At 45.2% G+C, this 22,295-nt stretch carries 24 protein-coding genes; 9 read left to right on the top strand and 15 right to left on the bottom strand.

Annotation, left to right across the window (positions count from 1 at the left end):
• Positions 1-10: 10 nt before the first annotated feature.
• The 7 genes from EQY75_RS08920 to EQY75_RS08895 all read right to left on the bottom strand — a co-directional run bounded on the left by EQY75_RS08920 (position 11) and on the right by EQY75_RS08895 (position 7,220).
• Positions 11-1,498 (bottom strand): S10 family peptidase, encoded by a 1,488-nt coding sequence (locus EQY75_RS08920; RefSeq protein ID WP_246019849.1) that lies wholly within the window; start codon positions 1,496-1,498, stop codon positions 11-13.
• A 37-nt stretch (positions 1,499-1,535) separates the two neighbouring features.
• Complete coding sequence (locus EQY75_RS08915; protein ID WP_129605113.1) at positions 1,536-3,152, bottom strand: family 20 glycosylhydrolase; 1,617 nt, start codon at positions 3,150-3,152, stop codon at positions 1,536-1,538.
• 6 nt (positions 3,153-3,158) lie between these two features.
• Positions 3,159-3,815: a GDSL-type esterase/lipase family protein gene (locus tag EQY75_RS08910; protein ID WP_129605109.1), complete on the bottom strand. Its 657-nt coding sequence runs from the start codon at positions 3,813-3,815 to the stop codon at positions 3,159-3,161.
• A gap of 20 nt (positions 3,816-3,835) precedes the next feature.
• Entirely contained in the window at positions 3,836-4,717 is an 882-nt protein-coding gene (locus tag EQY75_RS08905; RefSeq protein ID WP_129605108.1) for an alpha/beta hydrolase, read from the bottom strand.
• Positions 4,718-4,785: 68 nt separating this feature from the next.
• Positions 4,786-5,040, bottom strand: coding sequence for an SOS response-associated peptidase family protein (locus EQY75_RS14600; protein ID WP_484203319.1), 255 nt, complete (start codon positions 5,038-5,040; stop codon positions 4,786-4,788).
• 35 nt (positions 5,041-5,075) lie between these two features.
• Positions 5,076-5,549 (bottom strand): SOS response-associated peptidase, encoded by a 474-nt coding sequence (locus tag EQY75_RS14595; RefSeq protein ID WP_484203136.1) that lies wholly within the window; start codon positions 5,547-5,549, stop codon positions 5,076-5,078.
• A 9-nt stretch (positions 5,550-5,558) separates the two neighbouring features.
• Positions 5,559-7,220 carry an N-acyl-D-amino-acid deacylase family protein gene (locus EQY75_RS08895; RefSeq protein ID WP_129605105.1) on the bottom strand — a complete coding sequence of 554 codons (1,662 nt, stop codon included), beginning with the start codon at positions 7,218-7,220 and terminating at the stop codon, positions 5,559-5,561.
• Positions 7,221-7,342: 122 nt separating this feature from the next.
• Between EQY75_RS08895 and mazG the strand changes: the two genes are divergently transcribed.
• From mazG to EQY75_RS08870, 5 genes are read left to right on the top strand one after another with little or no spacing between them, the layout of a single operon-like run.
• Positions 7,343-8,116, top strand: a complete 774-nt coding sequence (mazG, locus tag EQY75_RS08890; protein WP_129605103.1) for a nucleoside triphosphate pyrophosphohydrolase — start codon at positions 7,343-7,345, stop codon at positions 8,114-8,116.
• Positions 8,117-8,132: 16 nt separating this feature from the next.
• Complete coding sequence (locus EQY75_RS08885) at positions 8,133-9,518, top strand: MATE family efflux transporter (RefSeq protein WP_246019846.1); 1,386 nt, start codon at positions 8,133-8,135, stop codon at positions 9,516-9,518.
• A 20-nt stretch (positions 9,519-9,538) separates the two neighbouring features.
• Complete coding sequence (locus EQY75_RS08880) at positions 9,539-9,766, top strand: hypothetical protein (protein WP_129605098.1); 228 nt, start codon at positions 9,539-9,541, stop codon at positions 9,764-9,766.
• 1 nt (position 9,767) lies between these two features.
• Positions 9,768-10,337, top strand: coding sequence for a phosphatase PAP2 family protein (locus tag EQY75_RS08875; protein WP_129605096.1), 570 nt, complete (start codon positions 9,768-9,770; stop codon positions 10,335-10,337).
• The gene (locus tag EQY75_RS08870) at positions 10,334-11,992 is read left to right on the top strand and encodes an ArnT family glycosyltransferase (protein ID WP_129605093.1); all 1,659 of its coding nucleotides are present in this window, start codon (positions 10,334-10,336) and stop codon (positions 11,990-11,992) included. The genes EQY75_RS08875 and EQY75_RS08870 overlap by 4 nt, the downstream gene beginning before the upstream one ends.
• A 2-nt stretch (positions 11,993-11,994) precedes the next feature.
• Here the strand turns inward: EQY75_RS08870 and EQY75_RS08865 are convergent, their stop codons facing one another.
• The 5 genes from EQY75_RS08865 to EQY75_RS08845 are packed head-to-tail and all read right to left on the bottom strand — an operon-like array spanning position 11,995 to position 16,383.
• Positions 11,995-12,861 carry a lysylphosphatidylglycerol synthase transmembrane domain-containing protein gene (locus EQY75_RS08865; RefSeq protein WP_129605091.1) on the bottom strand — a complete coding sequence of 289 codons (867 nt, stop codon included), beginning with the start codon at positions 12,859-12,861 and terminating at the stop codon, positions 11,995-11,997.
• Entirely contained in the window at positions 12,845-13,804 is a 960-nt protein-coding gene (locus EQY75_RS08860; protein WP_129605089.1) for a glycosyltransferase family 2 protein, read from the bottom strand. The genes EQY75_RS08865 and EQY75_RS08860 overlap by 17 nt, the downstream gene beginning before the upstream one ends.
• Before the next feature lie 33 nt (positions 13,805-13,837).
• Entirely contained in the window at positions 13,838-14,884 is a 1,047-nt protein-coding gene (meaB, locus tag EQY75_RS08855; protein WP_129605086.1) for a methylmalonyl Co-A mutase-associated GTPase MeaB, read from the bottom strand.
• Complete coding sequence (locus EQY75_RS08850) at positions 14,881-15,447, bottom strand: DUF2911 domain-containing protein (RefSeq protein ID WP_129605084.1); 567 nt, start codon at positions 15,445-15,447, stop codon at positions 14,881-14,883. Before EQY75_RS08850 ends, meaB begins: the two co-directional genes overlap by 4 nt.
• 27 nt (positions 15,448-15,474) lie before the next feature.
• Positions 15,475-16,383: an aldose epimerase family protein gene (locus EQY75_RS08845; RefSeq protein ID WP_129605082.1), complete on the bottom strand. Its 909-nt coding sequence runs from the start codon at positions 16,381-16,383 to the stop codon at positions 15,475-15,477.
• Positions 16,384-16,484: 101 nt separating this feature from the next.
• On the opposite strand from EQY75_RS08845, the gene EQY75_RS08840 reads away from it, so the two are divergent.
• Genes EQY75_RS08840 through EQY75_RS08830 form a run of 3 tightly spaced genes read left to right on the top strand, consistent with a single transcriptional unit; the run spans position 16,485 to position 19,027 of the window.
• Positions 16,485-17,027, top strand: coding sequence for an RNA polymerase sigma factor (locus EQY75_RS08840; protein WP_129605079.1), 543 nt, complete (start codon positions 16,485-16,487; stop codon positions 17,025-17,027).
• Positions 17,011-17,595, top strand: a complete 585-nt coding sequence (locus tag EQY75_RS08835; protein WP_129605077.1) for a hypothetical protein — start codon at positions 17,011-17,013, stop codon at positions 17,593-17,595. The genes EQY75_RS08840 and EQY75_RS08835 overlap by 17 nt, the downstream gene beginning before the upstream one ends.
• Positions 17,567-19,027, top strand: coding sequence for a DUF4097 family beta strand repeat-containing protein (locus EQY75_RS08830; RefSeq protein WP_129605074.1), 1,461 nt, complete (start codon positions 17,567-17,569; stop codon positions 19,025-19,027). Before EQY75_RS08835 ends, EQY75_RS08830 begins: the two co-directional genes overlap by 29 nt.
• Before the next feature lie 2 nt (positions 19,028-19,029).
• Here EQY75_RS08830 and EQY75_RS08825 read toward each other — a convergent pair whose 3' ends face one another.
• Both EQY75_RS08825 and msrA read right to left on the bottom strand, forming a co-directional pair.
• Positions 19,030-19,764, bottom strand: coding sequence for a sugar-binding protein (locus EQY75_RS08825; protein ID WP_129605072.1), 735 nt, complete (start codon positions 19,762-19,764; stop codon positions 19,030-19,032).
• A 254-nt stretch (positions 19,765-20,018) separates the two neighbouring features.
• Positions 20,019-20,699 (bottom strand): peptide-methionine (S)-S-oxide reductase MsrA, encoded by a 681-nt coding sequence (gene msrA / locus EQY75_RS08820; protein ID WP_129605069.1) that lies wholly within the window; start codon positions 20,697-20,699, stop codon positions 20,019-20,021.
• A gap of 115 nt (positions 20,700-20,814) precedes the next feature.
• Here msrA and EQY75_RS08815 point away from each other — a divergent pair, with 115 nt between their 5' ends.
• A complete protein-coding gene (locus EQY75_RS08815) occupies positions 20,815-21,486 on the top strand; it encodes a peptidoglycan DD-metalloendopeptidase family protein (RefSeq protein ID WP_165200602.1) in 672 nt (223 codons plus the stop codon).
• Between the two features lie 4 nt (positions 21,487-21,490).
• Here EQY75_RS08815 and EQY75_RS08810 read toward each other — a convergent pair whose 3' ends face one another.
• Positions 21,491-22,057: a hypothetical protein gene (locus EQY75_RS08810; RefSeq protein ID WP_129605064.1), complete on the bottom strand. Its 567-nt coding sequence runs from the start codon at positions 22,055-22,057 to the stop codon at positions 21,491-21,493.
• Between the last annotated feature and the right edge of the window lie 238 nt (positions 22,058-22,295).

Raw genomic sequence — 22,295 nt, 5'->3', positions numbered from 1 at the left:
GAAGTATCTTTTATAAATGTTGATACATCCTCTTTGAACTTGGCCATTGAAGGGGGTGGGTGTACATCATATGGCCCGCTTCGTAATACTCCATGATAATGTTGTCTTTGATTTCCGGCGTTAAACCCAGATGGTTGATACTGTATTCCACCCCGTAGAAAACCGTGGCAATGTCATAAATACCATTGAGGATAAGAACCTTTAGATTGGGGTCTCGGGACATGGCTTCGGCCATATCTATTCCTGTATTAATTGCAGCCTGAGCTCCCCATCGGTCGTTCCCTACGTGTTTCCAATCCCATTTGAATCCTTCCTTTTCGTAGGCTGATGTAGCGTAGTGTAAATTTTTATCTACTTTGAGTGCCCTGTGGAAATAATCCAGGAAACCTGCCGTATAGGCGGGGGATATGGCTGAACTTTGCGGATCGTGATTTCCCTCCTGGGCCAAAAGGTCCTGATTGATCCCAACAAAACGAGAATCGAGGCGACCAACAATTTGTCCCTTATCCCTTAAGAATTCAGCAAAGAATTCGCCGTTGGTCACCCTTAGGTCTGCCCTGAACCAATAGTCTTTTGAAGTCCCTGTGAAGTCGGCTAATTTAGCTGCAATTTCCCTTTTCTGTGCTTCCGGCAGCTGATCTCCCTTAAACAATGCAGGCGTATATTCCTCTTCTGTAAATCGCCTTACCTCGTCGAGAAAGACATAAACGTCTTCAGGTTTGTCTTCAATCATATCGTGATACCAGGCTGTCGCTGCATATGTGGGAAAGTGAACGATATAGGGCAGGTCGTCGTCCGGGGGGAAGATCAAAGTTCGGAGGTCGAATACGGCCGAGACCATGATCACCCCGTTCATGGCAATGCCTTCTTTCAGAAGTTTGTTCATCAAGCCGGCATTCCTGAAGGTACCGTAACTTTCTCCCAAAAGGTACTTGGGGCTGTTCATTCTGTCATTGGCAATCAGAAATTGCCTTATAAACAAGGAAAGACTTTTTATGTCCTGATCTACTCCCCAGAAATCTTTAAATTTTGCCTTTCCGAGAGGTACACTAAGTCCGGTGCCCATAGGGTCGATCATGACCAGGTCGGCCACGTCCAGGATGGAATGATTGTTATTGACTAGCTGGTAGGGAGCTGCCGGAGTAAATTCAGGATCATTTACTACAATCCGCTTAGGCCCAAGTATTCCCATATGCAACCAATACGAAGAGGAGCCGGGACCTCCGTTAAAGGCAAAAACGATTGGCCTTCTTCTCGAGCTGGGTTCCCGTTTATCCCCCTTGGAATAGTAAGTATGTCCCATAAGGGCCAGGGGCTTATTATTTTCATCACGCACTTCAAATGTTCCTGCCTGGGCAGTGAGGTAATGTGTTTTTCCATCGATGTTTACACTTTGCATGCTCGTGAATACTTCCGCTTTGGGAAGGGTGTCGTTAGACTTTTGACTCTGAAGGAGCAGACCGGTGATCAGGGCAATAAACAGGAAGTTAGTTTTCATCTTCATTGGATTTAATTTTTTTGTAACTATCCTAAGGTCAATCCTTGAGGATCTCTCTGGATTTCTTTTTGGGTTGTACCCAGTCAATCAGCGGAGAAGGATAATAAGCCACCTTCATTCGTTCCAGATAAGGCGCCTGGTTCGCTAGTCGAACTTTAAAATCTTTCCAGTCCCGATTTTCCTCTAAGCTCCAGCTCAGTTCTGAATAACCGATCACACGCGGAAAGGCCAGGTATTCCAGTTCTTCAATATTGCTGATCGTCTCTGACCAGAGAGGGGCTTCCACCCCGAGAATCTGATCTTTGGGAATGCCTCTAACATGGGATTCCGGAGTCCAGACATAGGCCGTATCAACAGGGATGTATGCTGCCCAGTGCAAGCCGTGCTTTGATAAGGTGTCGTATTGCATGTCGAGATAAGCTTTCTTGGCAGGAGAAAGGATCACTTTCATACCCTTTTCTATGGCTGTAGTAGCATTTTTTTCATTAGACCAGAATTGAGCAATCGAGGAGCTGTCTACATCGGCCTGAGTGATTTCATCCCACCCAATCATTTTTTTTCCGTACTTCTGAACAATCTTTTCTACCCGATTGACAAAATAGATATAGTCCGATTTTTTCGTAGCATGGCTTTCATCGCCCCCGATATGGAAATATGGTCCGGGCGTAATAGCCGATATTTCCCTGACCACATCATCAATAAAAGCATATGTGGTGTCCTTCCGGGTGTCAAAAGTGCTAAAGCCTACACGTGTGCCTTCATAGAGTTTCAGAGGTTTCCCTGTACCGTCTAAAAAAGGATAAGATACCGATGCTGCATTGGTATGTCCGGGCATATCCACTTCGGGAATAATGGTCATGTAGTGGGCTGCAGCATAGGCCACAATTTCTTTGTAATCTTCCTGAGTAAAAAATCCTCCAGCTTCTCCGCCTACTTCTGTACTTCCACCAACCTCTGTGAGTTTTGGCCATGCTTTAATTTCGATTCGCCAACCCTGGTCATCAGTAAGGTGGAGGTGTAGCACATTAATCTTGTAATAGGCCAGCAGGTCGATATATTTTTTTACGTCTTCCACGCTGAAGAAATGGCGGGCAACATCGAGCATGGAACCCCTGTAAACAAAATTCGGATGGTCTTCGATCATTCCCGAAGCCACCGGCCAAATGGGATGCGCAGCAAGGGTATCATTACTGATTTCCGGAATGAGCTGCCTGAGGGTCTGCACACCCCTGAATGCAGCTTCTGAATTAGGTATTTCGAGAATGATCGAATCTTTTCCAAGAGAAAGCGAATACGCTTCCATATTAGGCCAGTTTTGGTCTTTATTTTGTGACAAGAGGATTATAGGATCGCCATCCTGTCCTTCTTCCGAGTTTACTTCTAGCCGTAATCCGGTCTTACTCCCAATCTTATCAACTAGAAAAGACGCCACATCCACAAGCTTGTCTTCACCCCTTGTGACCACCCGGGTGAACTGATCCAGCCGGAAACTTCCCTGAGCAGGAACGACTCTGGCCGGAATCGGGACCAGATTTTCGGCAGTAAGGTCGAGAGCCGGCATGGGAATCTCCTCTTTAGCTTCCTGGCAGGAAGTTAAGACCAGGAAAGTAGCCAGGAGCGTAAGTTTGCAAGTAAATGATTTAATAATATACATAATTGATCAATTTAAATACGGTTTAAGCACTTCATACCACAGGGAATATCCCTTTTCGTTCATATGAAGGCCGTCTTCTATAAACAGACTTTCATTTAGTTCTTCTCCCTTGATCATCACATCCCATACATTGGCAAAAGCTACTCCTTGAGTTTCACTTGCGTACTTTTCAAATTTTTGATTTAATCGTTGATAGCGCCTTCTCAAATGCCATCGATCAGGACTGGGCTTTACGGCAATAAGCACTACTTCTGTGTGAGGGAGATTTGTCCGAATATGTGCCAGAATTTTTTTGGTCGTTTTCAGTATTCTGACCGGACTTCTTCTAAAAATGATGTCATTGTCCCCTTCATAGATAAACACCTTAACAGGTTGGTAGTCAAGGATCAAAGGGTTGATATATTCTAACAGGTCTTCGGCTTCAGAACCGCCAAAACCGGTGTTTATAATCCGGTATTCCGGGAAATACTGCTCCAGGCCATCCCAGAGTCGGATACTCGAACTTCCTGTAAAAACAACAGTTTGCTGTTTCTTGTTTCTTAGATGTTTATATTTTTCAGTGATTGCTTCTACTTCCTCTTTAAAATCGACGTTTTTTTGCGCAGACAGGGAAAGACATCCTACCCAAAGAAAGAAGATGAAGTACGTTAAGTCTAAACGCATCAATTAAAGTTATTAATGGGTTAGTTGGAATTGGATACGAGCTCTTCGGCCATAGCCCAGTCGTAAAATCGTTCTATCCAGCTATCCGAAGGCAAGCCTTGCTTTTTCATTCCAAAGCCGTGTCCGCCCTTAGAATACATATGCAGCGCTACCTTGTTGCCCGACTTGTACCAGGATTCGTAGAGGGCAACGCTCCCAGTTGCCAGACCAAGAGGATCGTCTGAGGCACAGATGACCAGCATTGGCGGGACACCCTCCGCTACTTCTTGTACAGGCATGGCGTCTGTCCAGGCGTATACAGGTACCAGAAAGTCGGGCCGGGTTTGGTCAGTTGCATTATAAGCAACTCCCATTGTCACGGCACCGCCGGCAGAAAATCCCATAAACCCGATGCGGTCATTCCTTACTCCCAGCTCCTCAGCATGATCACGTACATATTTTACCGCGGTAAGTCCATCCGCCACAGAAAGTGGCATCACAGCTCCGATGAGTCTTTTAAATTCTTCCAGATTATTGCTGCTGGTTTCATTGAGGTCTTTAACGCCATCTTCTCCCGTGGGTACCAGCCTGTATTTGAGGATAAAGGCCGTGATCCCTTTTTCATTCAGCCACCTGGCTACCATATTCCCTTCACTTTCAATACTGAGGGCGTATAGTCCCCCACCGGGGGCGACTACCACAGAAGTGCCATTGGCAATTGAAGGATCGGGCCTGAATACTTCCATAGTTGGAGTGGAAACATTGGTCACTACTTCGTTGTTCCAGATATTTGAATAATAGGCCTTTTCATTGCCTTCCCAGTTGAGATCTACTGGTTTTTGATGTTGTAATTCTACGATCTCCTGAGCTCGTATTCCGCTGACAAGCAGAAGAAAAAGTAATAAAATACTATTTAGTTTCATGGAATGTGATTGTTTTATCAGAAGAGACTAAAATATGAAATAATATTGTGCTTTTACCTCGCAATGGTTTATTCCTGCAGTTCGGGATAAATGACCTCCTCATTTATTTCAGGGACATTTCCTGGATATTGCTTACCCCTTAATTTGTGAACGGTATGAGCCTGTAGTTCTTCTTCTGGATATGAATGAATCAGTTCCTGTACTGCTTTTACATCCGGCTCATCTTCCACTTCCACTAACCACTTGTCCGCAATTTCCTCATCGAGAACCAGGGGCATCCGCGGCCCTGCTAATTTAGGATTGTTGTGTATCCGGGCCATCAAGGGATTTCCTTCCGTTGTGACGATGGTAAAGGTATTTACATATTCCCCGACTCCGGATCGAGCCAGGGGTTCCAAAGGCCTGCAAAAATGAGAGGTTCGTTGTCTTTTCGTTCGATAAAATAGGGGTATGTTTTTCCCTGGAAATGGTGGTGTTCGTAAAAGCCATCGACAAAGATGAGACAGCGATGATATTTAGCTGCCGTTCTGAATGATGGTTTTTCGAAAATCGTTTCTCCCCTGGCATTGAGCGTGTTGTTCCAAAGTTTTTTCTGTTGTGCCTTGTCCTTAACCCAATGGGGTACCAGGCCCCAGGTAGCAATCTTGGGATAAACCGGATCATCCTCGGTATAGATCAGCAGTTTGGGATGCTGAAATCCGGAAGCGTGGTGAATCGGTAGGTCGGTGAGTGGCGCCAGCTTTTCTTCGATCTCCCTGATCGCGATTTCATCCCCGTACTGCCGGGCACGTTTTAGCTGGGCCTCCAGACTTGCTTTAATATCGTAGCACATATTTAAGTCTTATTGGGTTTCAGTTGGCTTCACAAATCCGGGTCCTTTGACAAACCTGCCCGGAAATGCCCCAGTATGTTCTCCATCTTTTAGCACGGGAACACCGTTCACCAATACATGTACCATCCCTGTAGCGTACTGATGTGGTTCTTTAAAGGTCGCATTATCGGTAATGGTATTTGCATCAAAAAGGACCACGTCTGCATAATATCCTTCTTTTAAAGCCCCCCGATTTTGGAGTTTTAAATTAGTGGCAGGCAGTAGCGTAAGCCTGCGTATGGCCTCTTCCAGGGTAATGATCTTTTCCTCCCTTACAAAATGGCCTAGTAATCGGGCGAACGAACCATAGGCCCTGGGGTGTGTACTTTGTTCCAGAAAGACTCCTTCATTGGTATAGGAGCCCGCATCGGAACAGATAGCCATATAGGGTAGTGCCAGCTTTTTCTTTATGTTTTCTTCAGACATGGAAAAGTAGACCACCTGGATCCTGCTGTCGTCTTCAAAGATCAGATCCACCACAGTCTCCGCCGCCGGCTTGTCTCTTTCCTTGGCTACTTCGGCCAGGGTTTTACCGATAAGATTCCTCATTTCAGGATTTCTGAAACCAACGAGAAGGATATTTTCAGGGGGCACGTGAAAATCGATCTCCTCGATCATTTTTTTTCTCATTGGGGCTTGTTTCATTAAGGCAATAGTGCTGTTGTGACCGCCCTCTTTGGCCCATCCCGGGAGCAAAACATTAAGTCCGGTTGAACTGGCATTGTACATATACATGTCTGTTGTGACCTGCAAGCCTTTTGCCCTTGCCTTATCCACCATCTGGATAGCACTATCGAGCAGATGCCAGTTAGCTGTCCCAGATGCCTTAAAGTGGTAGATCTCGGCCGGGAGTTGCGCTTCTTCGGCAATAGTGATCAATTCCCCAACCGCCTGGAGTAAGTTGCTTTCCTCATCCCGAATATGTGAGATATACATTCCATTATATTTGGATGCCACCTTAGCCAGGGCAGTAATTTCTGCGGTTTGGGCATGACCACTGGGAACGTAGATCAAAGAGGTGGACAGTCCAACTGCTCCTTCTTCCATAGCCTGTTGTACAAGCCCCTCCATCACGGCAAGTTCTTCCTCGGTTGGAATCCTGTTCTCGTAGTCCATGACATATTCCCTCACTGTGCCGTTACCAACAAAAGAGGCGATGTTGGTGGAGACCCCTTTATTTTCCATAAAATTCATGTATTCCCCCAAAGTTCGCCAACTCACATCGTAGGTAATACTTTGCTGTCCCTCGGCCATATTGGCCGCCATTTTTTCGTTTAATGGGCCCATGGAACGACCTTCTCCCAGGACTTCCAGTGTTACTCCCTGCCGGATATCGCTCTGAGACCGTCCATCCTCGATCAGGGATACGTTGGCCCAACTTAGCATATTAATAAATCCGGGTGCGACGGTAAGACCGCTTGCATCTATTTCTGTGGTTCCAATAGCATTATCGAGCTTTCCCATGGCAGCGATGGTATCGGCATTGATCCCCACATCCCCCGTAAAGCCTTTTTCACCTGACCCGTCGAGAACGTATCCATTTTTTATCAGGATATCAAAAGATTGAGGCTCTTTACAGCCAAATATGACGGCGAGCAGGGAGAATGCGATTAATCTGTAATAGGTCTTCATATGTGCTTTTATTTCCTGTTATTCACTACCCCGTCATTCATCGGGGGTACACTTTAAAAATACTCTAAAATTAGGGCACCCCCAAAACTTTCATCTTTGTACTTTTGCGCAAAATACTTCTGATGAATTCGCGTAAAGACCAGTTGCAAGCCCTGGACCGTTTACTTACCATAATGGATGAATTACGGGCAAAATGTCCCTGGGACAAAAAGCAAACCATGCAAAGCCTCCGGCACCTCACAATTGAAGAAACTTATGAGTTGGGTGACGCCATTCTTGACGGGGATGCAGAAGAGGTCAAAAAGGAGTTGGGAGATCTGCTACTCCATATTGTCTTTTATGCAAAGATCGGCTCAGAAACCGGGGATTTTGATATAGCCGATGTCTGCCATTCCATCAGTGAGAAACTCATTCACCGCCATCCCCATATCTACGGAGATATTGAAGTTACCGACGAAGAGGAAGTGAAAAAGAATTGGGAAAACATAAAGCTTTCAGAAGGCAAAAAAAGTGTCCTGGAAGGGGTTCCCGCGAGCTTGCCAGCTTTGGTGAAGGCTAATAGGATACAGGATAAGGTAGCAGGGGTAGGTTTCGATTGGGAAGAACCCAGACAGGTCTTTGAAAAACTCCAGGAAGAACTGGGCGAATTGCAGGAGGAAATAGAAAAAGGTGAAGAAGAACGCATTGAAGCAGAGTTCGGGGATGTCCTTTTTTCCATGGTCAATTACGCACGCTTCCTAAATGTGAACCCTGAGAATGCGCTGGAGCGGACGAACAAAAAGTTTATCAAACGATTTTCATATTTGGAAGCCAAAGCTAAAGAAGCGGGGAAATCGCTTAAAGAAATGACCCTCGCCGAAATGGATGTTCATTGGAACAACGCAAAAGGCCTATAATTTTAAATTCACTCTTTTGTTCAAAAGATACACCAGGGAATTCAGATACAATATTACCCTTTCCGTCCCGGTTATCCTGGGGATGCTGGGGCACACCTTTGTGGCCTTTGCAGACAACATCATGGTGGGCCAGTTGGGGACGGCCGAATTAGCCGCGGTTTCTCTTGGGAACAGTTTTGTTTTTATCGCCATGTCTCTCGGAATTGGTTTCTCTACGGCCATAACTCCTCTCGTGGCTGAAGCCGATGGAGCCGGTTTAAAAGACGACGGAAAACGCGCTCTAAAGCACGGCTTGGTGCTGTGTACCTTTCTCGGAATATCTCTATTTGGGCTTATCCTCCTGATGAAACCGCTGATGTACCTGATGGATCAGCCTGCAGAGGTTGTAATCCTGGCTATTCCTTATCTCGACCTGGTGGCTTTTTCCCTGGTGCCCCTGATCATGTTCCAGGCGTTTAAGCAGTTTTCGGAAGGACTTTCACAGACAAAATATCCCATGTATGCTACCATCCTGGCCAACGTGATCAACATCGTCCTGAACTATCTACTGATTTTTGGTTCTTTTGGCTTTCCAAAAATGGGTATAGTGGGGGCAGCTGTAGGCACTCTGATTTCACGTTTTGTAATGCTGGCATTCCTCTGGATCCTGCTGAACAAAAAGAAAAAATTCCAGTTTTATGTCACCGGTTTTAATTTTCGAGCTCTGGAAAAAAAAGTGATGCGCAAGATCATCAATCTAGGTTTTCCTTCTGCCCTTCAAATGTTCTTTGAAGTAGGCATCTTTACAGCAGCCATCTGGCTCAGCGGGGTGCTGGGAAAGAATCCTCAGGCTGCCAACCAGATTGCCTTAAATCTCAGCAGTATGACCTTTATGTTTGGGATGGGATTGGGAGTAGCAGCTATGATCAGAGTGGGAAATCAAAAAGGGCTAAAGGACTGGGCAGAACTCAGGCGCATCGCCCAATCGATCTTTTTTCTCACCCTTCTGCTTGAGATAGGCTTTGCCATTCTCTTTTTGCTCTGCAGATTCTGGTTCCCGACCATCTATCTTGACGTGGATGACATCAGCAACCAGGCAGACAATATGGAAGTAATTGCCCTGGCCGCCCAACTGCTGCTCGTTGCTGCTTTCTTTCAGATCTCAGACGGTTTGCAAGTAGTGATACTAGGGGCATTACGGGGTCTACAGGACGTTAAGATCCCAACGGGAATCACTTTTATTGCCTATTGGCTTATCGCCTTTCCCATAAGTTATTATCTCGGCTTGCACACTGAACTTGGCAGCACGGGAATTTGGATTGGACTCTTAGCCGGCTTAACGGCTTCGGCGATTATGTTGTATCTTCGATTCAATTATTTAACCCGAAAATTAGCTCTGGATGTTGCGCCAGGCAGCAACTGAGAAAAGTTAACTATTTATATATGGACTTACCCAAATTTTTGTTTGGAGATAATACGGATCATCCCTCAGCCATCTTTATTATTCATACCGAATACCCTCGTTTTGTGATCAATCTGGAAAACGATGAGGTGGCGTGGCTGGAAGAATTTACAAGAGAAGATGAAAAAGAACTGGCGGCTGAAGCCAGAGATCTCTTCGAGGCCGCAAATGAATTTTACGACAGGGAAATAGCCAGATACGATTCCTGATATGTGGGAAGAGCTGCTGCATATTGATAAGGAAGTCTTTATTTTTCTCAACAATCTGGGATCGCCTGCCTGGGACGATTTCTGGATGATCATGACCAATAAATGGAGCTCCATTCCGCTTTATTTACTCCTTCTTTTTTTCTCTGCACGCACCTTAGGTTGGAAAAAGACCCTTCTTCTTTTAGTGTCCATAGCCCTTTTGATCACCGTTTGTGATCAATTGGCGAATTTTTTTAAATTAGGGGTGGGTCGACTAAGACCTTGTCACGATCCTGAACTGGACAGCTTGTTTCGCCTCGTTAAATCGTCCTGTGGAGGCAAATACGGCTATTTTTCGGCCCATGCCGCAAATTCCTTTGCCCTGGCTGTTTTCTTTACCCACTTTTTCAGATCCACTTATCCTTTGCTTAGCCGGGTACTGATTCTATGGGCCGTAGTGGTTTCATACAGCCGTATTTATATCGGTGTTCACTTCCCGCTCGACGTCCTTAGCGGAGCATTTGTAGGCCTGCTGATGGGATGGCTTTTCTTCCGCTTGTATATCTTTGCTTTAGACAGGACACGATTATGATTTCAACTGCCCGATACTGGAGTTTATTGATCCTGATCCTACTGGTCTACGTGGCAGGACTATTTGTTACGCTTTTTGAGAACGATTCTGCACAATTTGCAGTCATGGCTATGCGTATGGTGCAGGAAAATGATTTCCTAAGCCTGTTAAAGGGCCCGGAGGAATATCTTGATAAACCCCATATGCATTATTGGCTGGCTGCCTTTGCCTATAAAATTTTCGGGATCCACGACTGGGCCTACCGAATTCCAGCTTTACTGGCCACCTTGCTGGGCGCGTACAGTACCCGTGGTTTAGGGACACTTTTGTACAATAAGCAGGTTGGAAAAGTAGCCGGCCTCATCTTTCTTACTGCTCAGACCATTGTGTTGTCTAATATCGATGTACGTACTGATGCCGTTCTCACGGGCTTTACCATTTTTGCTATCTGGCAATTGGCAAGGTATATCGAAAATGCAGGTTTACCCTCCCTTCTTCTGGGTGCCTTTGGTGCAGGAATAGCATTTTCCACCAAGGGCCAGATCGCCCTGCTTGTTATTGGAATACCTGTCTTGTTTCATTTGGCATATACGGGCAAATGGAAATTACTTTTCCATTGGAAGGTTCTTCTCGCCCTGGTAGTTTTTACCCTTACCATTAGTCCGATGCTTTATGCCTACTATCATCAATTTGATCTGCACCCGGAGAAAGTGATCCGAGGGAAGGCCAACCGCAGTGGAATTCTATTTATCTTCTGGGAACAGAGCTTTGAACGCCTGAGCGGGGAAGGAGTAGGCAAAAACAGCAGTGACTATTTTTTCTTTTTCCACACCTTTCTCTGGGTCTTTTTGCCGTGGACGTTAATTGGAATTATTGCCTATTATGATCAACTTAAGAAATTGATCAAAACACATTTCAGGCGAAATCCGAAATTTGAACTATTGACCGTAGGAGGGATTGGCCTTACATTTATCATCATCAGTTTTGCACAGTTTAAACTTCCTCATTATCTAAATATTCTGATTCCATTGTTCTCTGTCCTGTCAGCCGCGTATTTGTTTGCTCTGAAGAGGAAGCAAAATACACGCGTCTTAAACATTGTACTGGGCCTGCAGTATTTTGTTTTGAGCCTGGTTTTTATAGCTACCGCTCTTATCTGTTTCTATGTATTCGAATGGGAGAGCTGGCTATCATATATTCCTTTGTTTACCGCTTACGCGGTTGTCGCTTACTTTATTGTGAAGAAAGAAGCGCCATATCTCAGGATCATCACCATTTCCATACTTGCCTCTGTCCTGCTCAACGGGGTGTTAAACCTTCATTTTTACCCTCAGTTATTGGAGTATCAGGGCGGATCGGCCATGGCTGAGATCGTAGAGCAGCAAGGCATCCCTGTTCACCAAATTCACAAAATTTCCGAAAAGCACAGTTGGGCCCTCGATTTTTACAACCAATACCCGCTTACTATTTCAACTATTGAGGAGATCAACAACCTGGAGGATATCTGGATCTATGCCACCGAAGAGGAGGCCGCCCAATTGGCGAGGCAGGGAATAACATGGGATACGGAATACGAAGTGGACCAATTCAGGATTACGCGGCTACAGGGAAAATTCCTTAATCCCGATACACGTTCCAACATCCTCAACAAAATGTACCTGCTGCATAAACCATGATTCTATCGGGTTTCCGGAACAGGTTTTTTAAAGTGATACCAGAATCCGGCAAGGGATACCAATGCTGTGATCATGAAAAAAATCATGCTGATACCAATAGAACGATCTTCTTCAAGCCCCAACCATAATGCGCCGTAGAGAAACACCAATTCCCGGCTCCCTATGCCTCCGACGGTGAGGGGAATCACCGAAACTATTGAGGAGATCAGGAAGATAAAAAGGTATTCGGAGGTAGCTACATTAATATCAAGGGCTCCAAGTATAAAAAGGACCGTTCCCAGTTGCGCAAGTTGCACCAGAGCTGATAACAGATTTGTCTTCCAGAAAATCCCCAAAACATAAGCGAAAAACCTGGCGTAAAGGACCCTAAAAACCAAAATACTCAGGGGGATGCAAAGCGCAAACAACCACTGGAAACTCGATATTTCTTCAGCGTCAAGGGTCATCCCCAGGGCACAGGCTAAGACAAAAAGCAATAAGAGTCCGCTGAGGCGATCGAGTAAAAGTACGGCAACCACCCTCTTGGTCTTTACCTCAAAATGCTGTTTTAAATAGTACCCCTTATAGGCATCCCCACCTATACCCCCGGGCAAGAATAAATTGTAAAACATCCCCAGCAGATAAAGCCTGAAATTGGTCTTTGTGCTTAAAGGGATATTGATCTTATGAAAGTAGAGGTTGAGTCGGAAAGCTGCCACTACCTTGGAGATTACAAAGAGTACCAGGGCCCCGATGAGGTATAGTGGTCTAACCGTTTGCAGCTCAGTCCAGACCTCCTTGAACGGGATTTTGGTAAATATAAAATAGAGCAGGGCAGCACTAACTACAATTTTTAAAAGGGTTATACCTTTTTTACGCAGCTTTGCCACCTATAGTAATGTTTTTAATGCGATAGGGTCGTTTACTCTGAGATTCGTAATAGGTGCGAATAAGCAGTTCCATAACGATACCGATGGTGAAAAGTTGAATGCCTCCGAGGATAAACATCATCCCGAAAATTAGCAAGGGCCTGTTCCCGATATCTTCCCCCAGTCCCAGTTTTACAATAAGCAGGTAAAAATTGATCATTATCCCCAATAAGATAAGTAATACCCCCAGAATCCCAAACAAATGGATGGGGCGCTGGAAATACTTTCTGATAAAAAGCAAGAGCATCATATCTGCGACCACTTTAAATACCCGTTCCAGGCCGTATTTGGAAACCCCGGCATGGCGTGCATGGTGTTTTACCGGTACTTGTTTGATCTGCGCTCCCTCCAGAAATGCCAGTAGGGTAATAAAGCGGTGCATCTCCCCGTAGAGATTGAGATCCTTGGCGATGTCCCGGGTAAATACTTTCAGGGCACAGCCATTGTCTTTGATATCGAGCTTGGTCACCCTGCGGACCAGAAAATTGGCGATCTTAGAGGGAATCTTTTTGACCAGGGAATCCTTTCTCTTCTGACGGATTCCGGTAACCACATCGAATTCCCCACTAAGGGCGAATTCCAGCATTTGTGGGATATCAGAGGGGTCGTTCTGCAAGTCCCCGTCCATGGTGATGATATACTCCCCTTCGGCGTAATCTAGTCCGGCCGCCAGAGCAAGACTCTGACCGTAGTTTTTTTTCAGGGCAACCAGGTGTACCTTCTGATCCTGCATGTCCTTGACCACCTTGCGGGTATTGTCTTTTGAAAAATCGTCGACGTAAATAATCTGATACTGGTATCCTTCCAGACTTTCGTGGATTCTGGCAGTGAGCAACTCCACGTTTTCCTCTTCGTTGTACAAAGGGACCACAATAGAAAGAAGGGCGTTGGTGCTAGGCGTCATGCAGCTGGTTTGTTGGAGGCAAATTTAGGCTTTTTATTTAAGACCTTTTGAATAGGCTGCGAGCAATTGCTCGGCCGCGCGGAAGGGGGAAATGCGGAGTTCCTCCACGTCTTTCTGCAGAGGCAGCATCGCCTTTTTCACAGACGGCTCATTGTAAAACTGTCGTTGCAGCAGAGATTCCACGGTTTGATAAAACCAATATGTATTTTGATTTTGGCGGTTGTTTTTGAAAAAACCTGAGGCTTTACTCTGTATGGCATAGGCGTTGACCATCTTCCATATCTCAGGGATACCGCTGCCATTCAGGGAGGAGCAACACACTACTTTCGGGCTCCATTTACTCTCCTTGGGAGGATATAAATGCAAGGCCCGCTCAAATTCACTTCTGGCGCGTTCAGCCTGTTTAATATTCTTTCCTTCTGCTTTATTGATGACAATGGCATCGGCCATTTCCATGATGCCCCTTTTTATGCCTTGTAGTTCATCCCCGGCTCCGCTGAGTTTCAGCAATAGAAAAAAATCGACCATGCTGTGAACTGCGGTTTCACTCTGTCCTACGCCCACTGTTTCCACCAGGATCACATCGTAGCCTGCAGCTTCACAAAGGATAATACTCTCCCTCGTTTTTCGGGCTACCCCTCCCAGTGACTCCCCTGAAGGGGAAGGACGAATAAAGGCTTGTGGATCATTCACCAGATGAGGCATTCGGGTCTTGTCGCCCAGGATACTTCCTTTACTTAGGGTGCTTGTGGGATCAACGGCCAGAACAGCCACTTTTTTACCCATATCAGTGAGCATGCTGCCAAAACTCTCAATGAAGGTACTCTTACCTACTCCGGGAACCCCCGTAATTCCAATTCTAAGCGTATCATTTTTATGCGAAAGGCATTGTTCAATAATGTCATATGCCTTTTCCTGATGCTCAGGATTTGTGCTTTCTACCAATGTGATGGCCCTGGCCAGCATGGACTGATCTCCCTTTAGAATTCCCTCCATTAATTGCTCTGTCGAAGGAATGTTTTTTCTCCTCGACTTTAATTTAGAAGCACTCTTTTTTCCTATGTTTCTGTTTTTGCTCAAGTCTTTCTGAAAATGGGCACTTGTACTTTTGTCTTGTCCCAGACAAGAGTGAGGAATAGTCCATAATCCGACTCAAAAGTGATGGTAAAGCTCTCCTGAATGGCAGACATATCGATGACGTTAGCATCAACCTGCAACACATCGGTTTCAGGATTCCGGGTAGCATCCTGTCCCATACTGCTCAACGTTGCCCCCCAGTCCGGGATCTCACTGTTAAAAATGATCTGCCATTTGCTCTCCCCGGGGATAGTCCAGAGGGAATAGGATCCGGCCGGCAGGGGTTTACCCTTGATCATAAGATCGGTTTTTGTTTCAAATCGGGTGGGTTCGTTGGCTCCTGTTCTCCATACTTTGTCATAAGGCACCAGTTCCCCGAAAATGACACGTCCTTTTTTAAACGGACTACTGTAATTGACCAGAATATCATATCCATCTTCCTGATAGACTGCCGTAGTTTCGGGACTGTTCTTTTTGGTTTGTGTCCTTAGAAAGGGCATGGCCACAAAGTAGAATAGCAAGGCCAACACCACTAAAATTCCGATAATCCATTTTAAAATTTTCATGACAATTCAGTTAGGTTTATATGTGGTCTAAGGTACTAAATCGAAGCTAAAAACAGATTCATTCTTATAGGTTTCTCCCGGTTGCAAAAGACAGGAGGGAAACTTTGTATGGTTGGGGGCATCTGGGAAGTTTTGTGTTTCAAAACAGATTGAAGGCAGGTCCTTAGGCGTGAAGACAACTATCGCAGGCTGATTAGTTTCTACCTGCATTCGGATGCCCGATACTGGAGACCAGGCGATGACCTGGGGCTTGCTTTCCTGATCTACCACGTAGGGTGTATCGAGGCGCGTCTTGCCCAATGGCCTGGCCTTTTGGAAATCGTATTCTGTATCAGTAACCGAGACTAATTCTCCGGTAGGTAGCAGACCACTGCCGGTTTTCAGGCGTTTTTTACAACAGAGTTGTAGCCATAGGTGATCCGGGCAGGATTCCTGATCCAGGCGGAAATAGGAATGATTGGTCAGGTTTACAATGGTGAGTTGGTCTGTGGTTGCCTTATGTGTAATCTTCAGGCCATTCCCTATGAGCTGATAGGTGACTTTAACCTTGAGGTTACCGGGGTATCCTTCTTCGAGGTGCGGACTCAGATACTCGTAGGTTACAAAAGGCTCCTTGCCTTTCCCCACTTCACTGAGGTTAAAAGTCCGCCGGCCCAGGCCCTTTTTTCCACCGTGGAGGTGGACGCCTTTTTCGGAATTAATTGGGTAGGTTTTATCGCCCAGGCGAAGGTGATTTCCGGAGATGCGCCCGGCAAAGCGGCCAATACATGCCCCTAGAAATCTCACATCCTCAAGGTATTCTTCGGGATCTTCAAACCCCACCACGCAATTCACGGGCTTACCTTGCTTATCCCTAAACATTAACTTTTGCACAATAGCGCCGTAGTCGAGGGTGGTGAGCTCGAAGAAATCGTTTTTAATGGTAACTTGTTTCAAGGAAAGACGAAATATTTTTCTAAAAATAGGACATTTTGCAACACTCCTTTTTTTATCTCGTCTTTAAAATAACAACTCAGCCAACGTTGGAAACAAAACACATGATAGGTTCAGATCTTGTCGATCGCTGCATTGCGAACGACAGGAAGGCACAGATGGCCTTGTACAAACAATATTGCGAAGGTATGTTTTGTGTGGCTATAAGGTACGTCAACCGGCAAGATGAGGCCGAGGATCTGGTACAGGAGGCATTTATCAGGGCTTTTAAAAAGATAGAACAATTCCGAGGGGACGTCACATTTGGGGCATGGCTGAAAAGAATCGTGATCAACAAATGTCTGGACTATCTGAAAAAGAAAAAAGAAAGGAGTATTTCCATAGATGAGCACGAGTTGCAGATCGCAGAAGAACCCGAATGGACGGTAGAAGAACCGGTTTCCGTGGAAGAAGTTAAAAAAGCAATGAAAAGTCTCCCGGAGAAATACCAATACGTAGTACAGCTATACCTGCTGGAGGGATATGATCACAAGGAGATCGCCGAAATTCTCGACCTTTCTCCTACAGCCAGCAGAACCCGTCTGATGCGTGGGAAAGGATACTTACGAGCCTTATTAACAGAAAAAAAACATGAAACAGGATCTTAGAACATTATTTGAAAAGGAAAGGGCCAAAAAGCATAGGATGCGGCCCGGGCACGAAGCTCGTTTTGAGGATCGGCTCAACGAGGCCTTCCCAAAAGCCAAGAAATCATTCTATTACATCATAGGGATGGCGGCTTCGGTAATTGTGGTGATTGGATTGGCCTTTATTTTCAGGCAGCAAACACAGCCCGATGCGCAAATGAAGACCACAGTGATCGAAAAACCCGCGCAGGGAGAAGAATCCTATACTATTTCACTGGGAGATCTTTCACCTGATCTGAAAAAAGTAGAGACCTATTACGTAAGCTCCATCAACCTTGAACTCTCCCGCCTTGAACTTTCCGAAGATAATAAGGCCGTGGTAGACGACTTTATGGGCAGGCTGGCAGAACTTAACGCCGAATACCAGAACCTGAACAAAGAACTCAACGAAATAGGCCCCAATGAACAAACCATTGGAGCGCTTATCAAGAATTTACAAATACGCTTACAACTCTTATTAAAACTCAAAGAAAAATTACATCAATTAAAATCAACAAACAATGAAACAGTTGCGAATAACACCGTTTAAAATGCTGACTCTTGCGCTAGTCCTATGCGTTACATCAGGGCATGCCCAAAAGAAGACCAAAACCTATAAGGAAGAATTTAAGGTGGGTGCTGATGCAGTGATCGATATCAATACCAGCTATGCCGACATTGAATTTGAAACCTGGGATAAAAACGAAGTGGTGGTAGAAGGCACCATTGAGCTCGAAGGTGCTTCGGAAGAAGAGGCCAAGGCTTATTTTGATAATGCCGGGATCAAGATTCTTGGAAATAGCAAGACCATAGAGGTAAGTACTTCAGGAACCAGCGGTTGGGCTAATGTTGCAGGGTTATGGCCTAATGTAGACAAGATGGAATTTCACCAACTTCATATCCCTGATGTGGAAGCCATCATTCACAATATTGAATTTCCAGAGATGCCCCCTATGCCACCAATGCCGGACATGCCACCATTGCCGCCTATGCCCGATTTCGACTTCGACTACGAAGCCTTTAAAAAGGATGGGGAGAAATACATGAAAAAATGGAAAAAGGAATTTAATAAGAGCTTTGACAAGGAGTACCAGGATAAAATGGAAGCCTGGGGTAGGGAATTTGCAGAAAGGGCTGAAGCTCAGAAAGAAGCTATGGAAGACCGGCGCCAGGCCATGGAGGAGCAAAGAGCTCAAAGTGAAGAGCAACGGGAGGAAATGAGGGAGCAGGCTCAGGAAGCCAGAGAACAGGCCATGGAAGACCGGGAACGTGCCAGAAAGCAAGCCCGGGAAGTACGCGAAAAAATGCTCTTTGAGAGGAGAAACTCAGATGCACCCAGTATTTTTTTCCACTCTGAAGATGGCGAATCTAAATCGTACAAGGTGAAGAAGACCATCAAGATCAAGATGCCAAAATCTGCCATCCTGAAGATGAATGTACGCCACGGGGAAGTCAAGCTGGCTGCTAATACCAGAAATATTAATGCAACCTTGTCTTACGCAAGGTTGCATGCTATCAGTATTGATGGGGATAAGACAAAGATTACCGCTTCATACAGTCCGGTTAAAGTCGCCCAGTGGAAATACGGAAATCTCAATACCCGCTATACCGATTTAGTAGAACTGGATGCGGTGACTGAACTCAACCTTAATTCCACTTCTTCGGAAGTGCGTATCAATAAGGTGATAAAGAACCTGATTGGGAAAAACGATCTTGGAACGCTGTATATCAGTGCGGTGGATCCCAATTTTAAGACCATCGATATCGAAATGAAAAATGGGGAACTGGAATGCAGTTTTCCTTCAGCTCCTTTTAACGTCTCGGTTCAGAATTCGTACTCCGATTTTAATTACCCGGGCGCATGGAAACTCAAAGGCGTGAAAAATGGCTCTGAAATGGTCTACTCCGGCAATTCGGGCCAGGGAACAACTAACCGAATCTTTAAATTAATATCTGCCTACAGCTCTGTTGTATTACAGTAAACTTACTCTTCCAGGACTAGGGTGCCAAAAATATCTGCATTGATCCACCCCTGGTTCTTGTCCTCTCCCGGAACAAATACAGATCCAATAAAGTTTTCCCGCTCTGCACTTCCGTCATTATCGCAATAGGCAAGGGCAAAGCCAACCTTTTTGTCTGCTTTGAGGGACTGATGGACATTTATCTCTCCATCTTTGTAAGTATCCTTGTATAACCTGATCGCCATTTCCCAGGTAGAGAGGTTTCCTTCGGTCTCACGGGCCGTACGAATATGATCATTGTACAATCGGGGCTCACGGTCAGGAGCCAGGTCCACTACATTCCCGTCCAGAGCAATGTGGTAAGCAAAAGCGTTATGGCTGAACTGGTGCAGCCCTCCGGAATTATCCTCATCGAGGAAGACCTCCACACAATCGTCGTCCCACCAAAGTTTCAGAGGATCCTTGCGGGCGTCATAAAGCGTATCGTCCGTGATCTCCACCAGCAGGTAGAGGTAGTCCTCGTCCCAACTGAGTTTATAGCGTCCGTTAAAATCCTCAAAACTGTAGGCTTCGCCCAGCCAATTCTGATCGATTGGATGCCAGGTGGCCAGGTTCCAGCAATTCTCGGTAGCCTTCCCATCAAGAGTAGGGGGGGTAGTTGTTTTCTTGACCACCAGGAGCTGGTGATCTTCCTTCTTTGTGGTTGAGCCACAGCCTATACAACTCACCAGAGCTAAAAGCATGAGTGCGTACTTCATTTCATCGGGATTAAAGTTCTCTATAGCAAAAAGACACCACTACCTTTCCACTAAAGCGCGTATGATAATGGGGCATTTGACATAGATTTGGGGTTCATCTAGCAGATTAAAGATACAATTTATCCGAATTAGACCCTCATTTTTTGAAAAATCTCGTTGATATACGTAAGAATATACGATTGTAAAAGACAGAAAACACCTATTTAATTTGTGTTTTCCTATATCGAAAAATACTCAATAAAGGGATTTTCCTCTTAGTGGGCATCTTCTTTCAGATAGTCTTTAAAGTTTGCCTTGAACCGATTTAAGCGAGGGATAGAAACGTTGGTGATATACGAATCATTGGGGTGCTTGCGCTCGTAGTCCTGGTGGTAGTCCTCCGCCTCCCAAAAGGTGGTCAATGGCTGGATTTCGGTAACGATGGGTGCACCGTAAACCCCACTTTCTTCCAGGGCCTTTTTATACGCTTCGATGATCTTTTTCTCTTCTTCGTTCTCGTAAAAGGCTATTGAGCGATATTGTGGCCCGCGATCCGGACCCTGACGGTTTAAAGTGGTGGGATCATGGGAGCCGAAAAAGACCTGTACCAATTCGAAGAAAGATACTTTTTCCGGATCATAGTACACTTCAACGGCTTCTGCATGAGTAGTTCGGCCGTAGCTTACCTGTTGGTAGGTGGGGTTCTCTTCTGTTCCCCCGGCATAACCCGACACGGCTTCTTTAACGCCTCTTACGCTTTCAAATATAGCCTCCACACACCAGAAACAGCCACTGGCAAAATACGCAGTCTCGTATTCCTGCAGCTCTTCCCGGCTGTAGTCTTCAACGGCGATCTCAGGCTCGGGTTGTACGTTAGAATTGGATTTAGTTTTGGACTGGCAACTTACAGAGACCAGGGCAACAAGTGCAAAAAGGGAAGTTCTTAGAAATTTCATAGCCATATTTATTTTTTTGTTTGGGAAAGGTATAAAACCTTTCAAAAGATGCGGTTAAAGCCGTGTTAATTATCCGGGGATAATGCGCTATCTTCCGTCATTAAATCCAGGATACTTGACAGATCTTATCGATATCTTAGCAAAAATCAAGGCAGGTCCATTGTTCGGCCCCACCTTACCCCCTGAGGCATATACGCCAATCAACCTCAGTAAAGAGAATCCTGAATTACAAGGTGTTGAGCTGGGAGATCCAAAGGCTTGCCAGGGGTATATAGACAAGGTCTTAAATTGGAATAAAGCTACTATTGCTTATGGCGGCTATCTGGAACAACGCAACCTTTACAGTGGGAACGCTGCTTTTGAGACCGGAGAGGAACGACGCGATGTGCACCTGGGAGTCGACTACTGGACTAAGGCCGGAACCAAGGTGCTGACGCCGCTGGATGGAGAGATCCATAGTTTCAAAAATAATGCTGTGAAAGGAGATTACGGCCCCACCATTATTCTAAAGCATACTGAGGACGGCTTTATATTCTACAGCTTGTACGGGCATTTGTCCCTCGAATCCCTTACAGGACTTTATGTAGGCAAACAATTTAAAAAAGGTGAAGTTCTGGCATCACTGGGTACGCCTGAGGAAAACGTAAACTACGCTCCTCATCTGCATTTTCAGCTTATTTTGAATCTGCACGGTAAGCAAGGGGATTATCTCGGGGTGTGCCGTAAATCAGAAGTGCAGTTCTACAAGAACAACTGCCCCGATCCTAATTTGCTGTTTTCTCTTTGAGACATTACTTTTTACTTTTCTTTTCAAAAAGCAGGTCTTCTTCTGTAATAGTCATTTCAGCATGGAGTTGTTTTACGTCTTTGCCCTTCTCCTGCATCTTTTCGTAATTCTCCATACCACGCGCAATTACCTCGGCCATGTCTGTTTGGATCTCTTCCAATTCTTCTTCGGTAAAGGTTTTTGCCTCTTGGCGGGTAACCAATTTCTGAATTCGCTTCATCTTGTAATCCGAAACGTTTACGGGTATAAGTCGCACACTGGCTTTGAGTCCGCCCATCTTTGGGACAACATCGATAAGATATGTACCCCCTGCCTTAAGATCGGCTTCCACGAAGGATTTGTTTTCAGAACGAGCCCAGAAAAGGTGTTTTCCTGGTTCACATTCATAAACAAAGTAGCCGAGGCCATTAAATTTGCCGATGGCCTCCTCCCCGTCAAAATAGGTGAAGTTGATCAGGGCTCCAAGGGCATTGGCACGGGTAAAATACACGGTACTAGTTTCCGCAGGTGGCTGAGCAAAGGCGAGCGTAGATTGTATAAGAACGATCAAAAGAAGTAAGCTTTTTTTCATGGTAATTGATTGTTATTACGGATTGATTTTATATGAAGTTAACGATGAAGATGAAAAGATATTTTTACTGATTAAGGGCAAAAGCTTTTTTGAGGTTAAATTACGATTGGAATCGCTGACTTGCCATCTGAATTTTTACCAATGTAAATGTAAAATAATAAGTCTGACAGTACAATTGTTAAACAGGCCGAAAACCATAAATAAATAAATATTTATATTTCAGGCGATTTTATAAAAC

Source organism: Muriicola soli (assembly GCF_004139715.1).
Taxonomy (GTDB): Bacteria; Bacteroidota; Bacteroidia; order Flavobacteriales; family Flavobacteriaceae; genus Muriicola; species Muriicola soli.
Note: the sequence above shows the minus strand (reverse complement) of the source record. Positions and strands in the feature narration are given on the sequence as shown.

Bases quoted from the DNA above. Each gene is read 5' to 3' on its own strand.
- mazG (WP_129605103.1), top strand. From the start codon at position 7,343: ATGAATTCGCGTAAAGACCAGTTGCAAGCCCTGGACCGTTTACTTACC.
- msrA (WP_129605069.1), bottom strand. From the start codon at position 20,699: ATGAAATTTCTAAGAACTTCCCTTTTTGCACTTGTTGCCCTGGTCTCT.
- EQY75_RS08910 (WP_129605109.1), bottom strand. From the start codon at position 3,815: ATGCGTTTAGACTTAACGTACTTCATCTTCTTTCTTTGGGTAGGATGT.
- EQY75_RS08835 (WP_129605077.1), top strand. From the start codon at position 17,011: ATGAAACAGGATCTTAGAACATTATTTGAAAAGGAAAGGGCCAAAAAG.
- EQY75_RS08830 (WP_129605074.1), top strand. From the start codon at position 17,567: ATGAAACAGTTGCGAATAACACCGTTTAAAATGCTGACTCTTGCGCTA.
- EQY75_RS08860 (WP_129605089.1), bottom strand. From the start codon at position 13,804: ATGACGCCTAGCACCAACGCCCTTCTTTCTATTGTGGTCCCTTTGTAC.
- EQY75_RS08870 (WP_129605093.1), top strand. From the start codon at position 10,334: ATGATTTCAACTGCCCGATACTGGAGTTTATTGATCCTGATCCTACTG.
- EQY75_RS08840 (WP_129605079.1), top strand. From the start codon at position 16,485: ATGATAGGTTCAGATCTTGTCGATCGCTGCATTGCGAACGACAGGAAG.
- EQY75_RS08810 (WP_129605064.1), bottom strand. From the start codon at position 22,057: ATGAAAAAAAGCTTACTTCTTTTGATCGTTCTTATACAATCTACGCTC.
- EQY75_RS08895 (WP_129605105.1), bottom strand. From the start codon at position 7,220: ATGAAGACCTATTACAGATTAATCGCATTCTCCCTGCTCGCCGTCATA.
- EQY75_RS08905 (WP_129605108.1), bottom strand. From the start codon at position 4,717: ATGAAACTAAATAGTATTTTATTACTTTTTCTTCTGCTTGTCAGCGGA.
- EQY75_RS08915 (WP_129605113.1), bottom strand. From the start codon at position 3,152: ATGTATATTATTAAATCATTTACTTGCAAACTTACGCTCCTGGCTACT.
- EQY75_RS08880 (WP_129605098.1), top strand. From the start codon at position 9,539: ATGGACTTACCCAAATTTTTGTTTGGAGATAATACGGATCATCCCTCA.
- EQY75_RS08875 (WP_129605096.1), top strand. From the start codon at position 9,768: ATGTGGGAAGAGCTGCTGCATATTGATAAGGAAGTCTTTATTTTTCTC.
- EQY75_RS14595 (WP_484203136.1), bottom strand. From the start codon at position 5,549: ATGTGCTACGATATTAAAGCAAGTCTGGAGGCCCAGCTAAAACGTGCC.
- EQY75_RS08850 (WP_129605084.1), bottom strand. From the start codon at position 15,447: ATGAAAATTTTAAAATGGATTATCGGAATTTTAGTGGTGTTGGCCTTG.
- EQY75_RS08920 (WP_246019849.1), bottom strand. From the start codon at position 1,498: ATGAAAACTAACTTCCTGTTTATTGCCCTGATCACCGGTCTGCTCCTT.
- EQY75_RS08825 (WP_129605072.1), bottom strand. From the start codon at position 19,764: ATGAAGTACGCACTCATGCTTTTAGCTCTGGTGAGTTGTATAGGCTGT.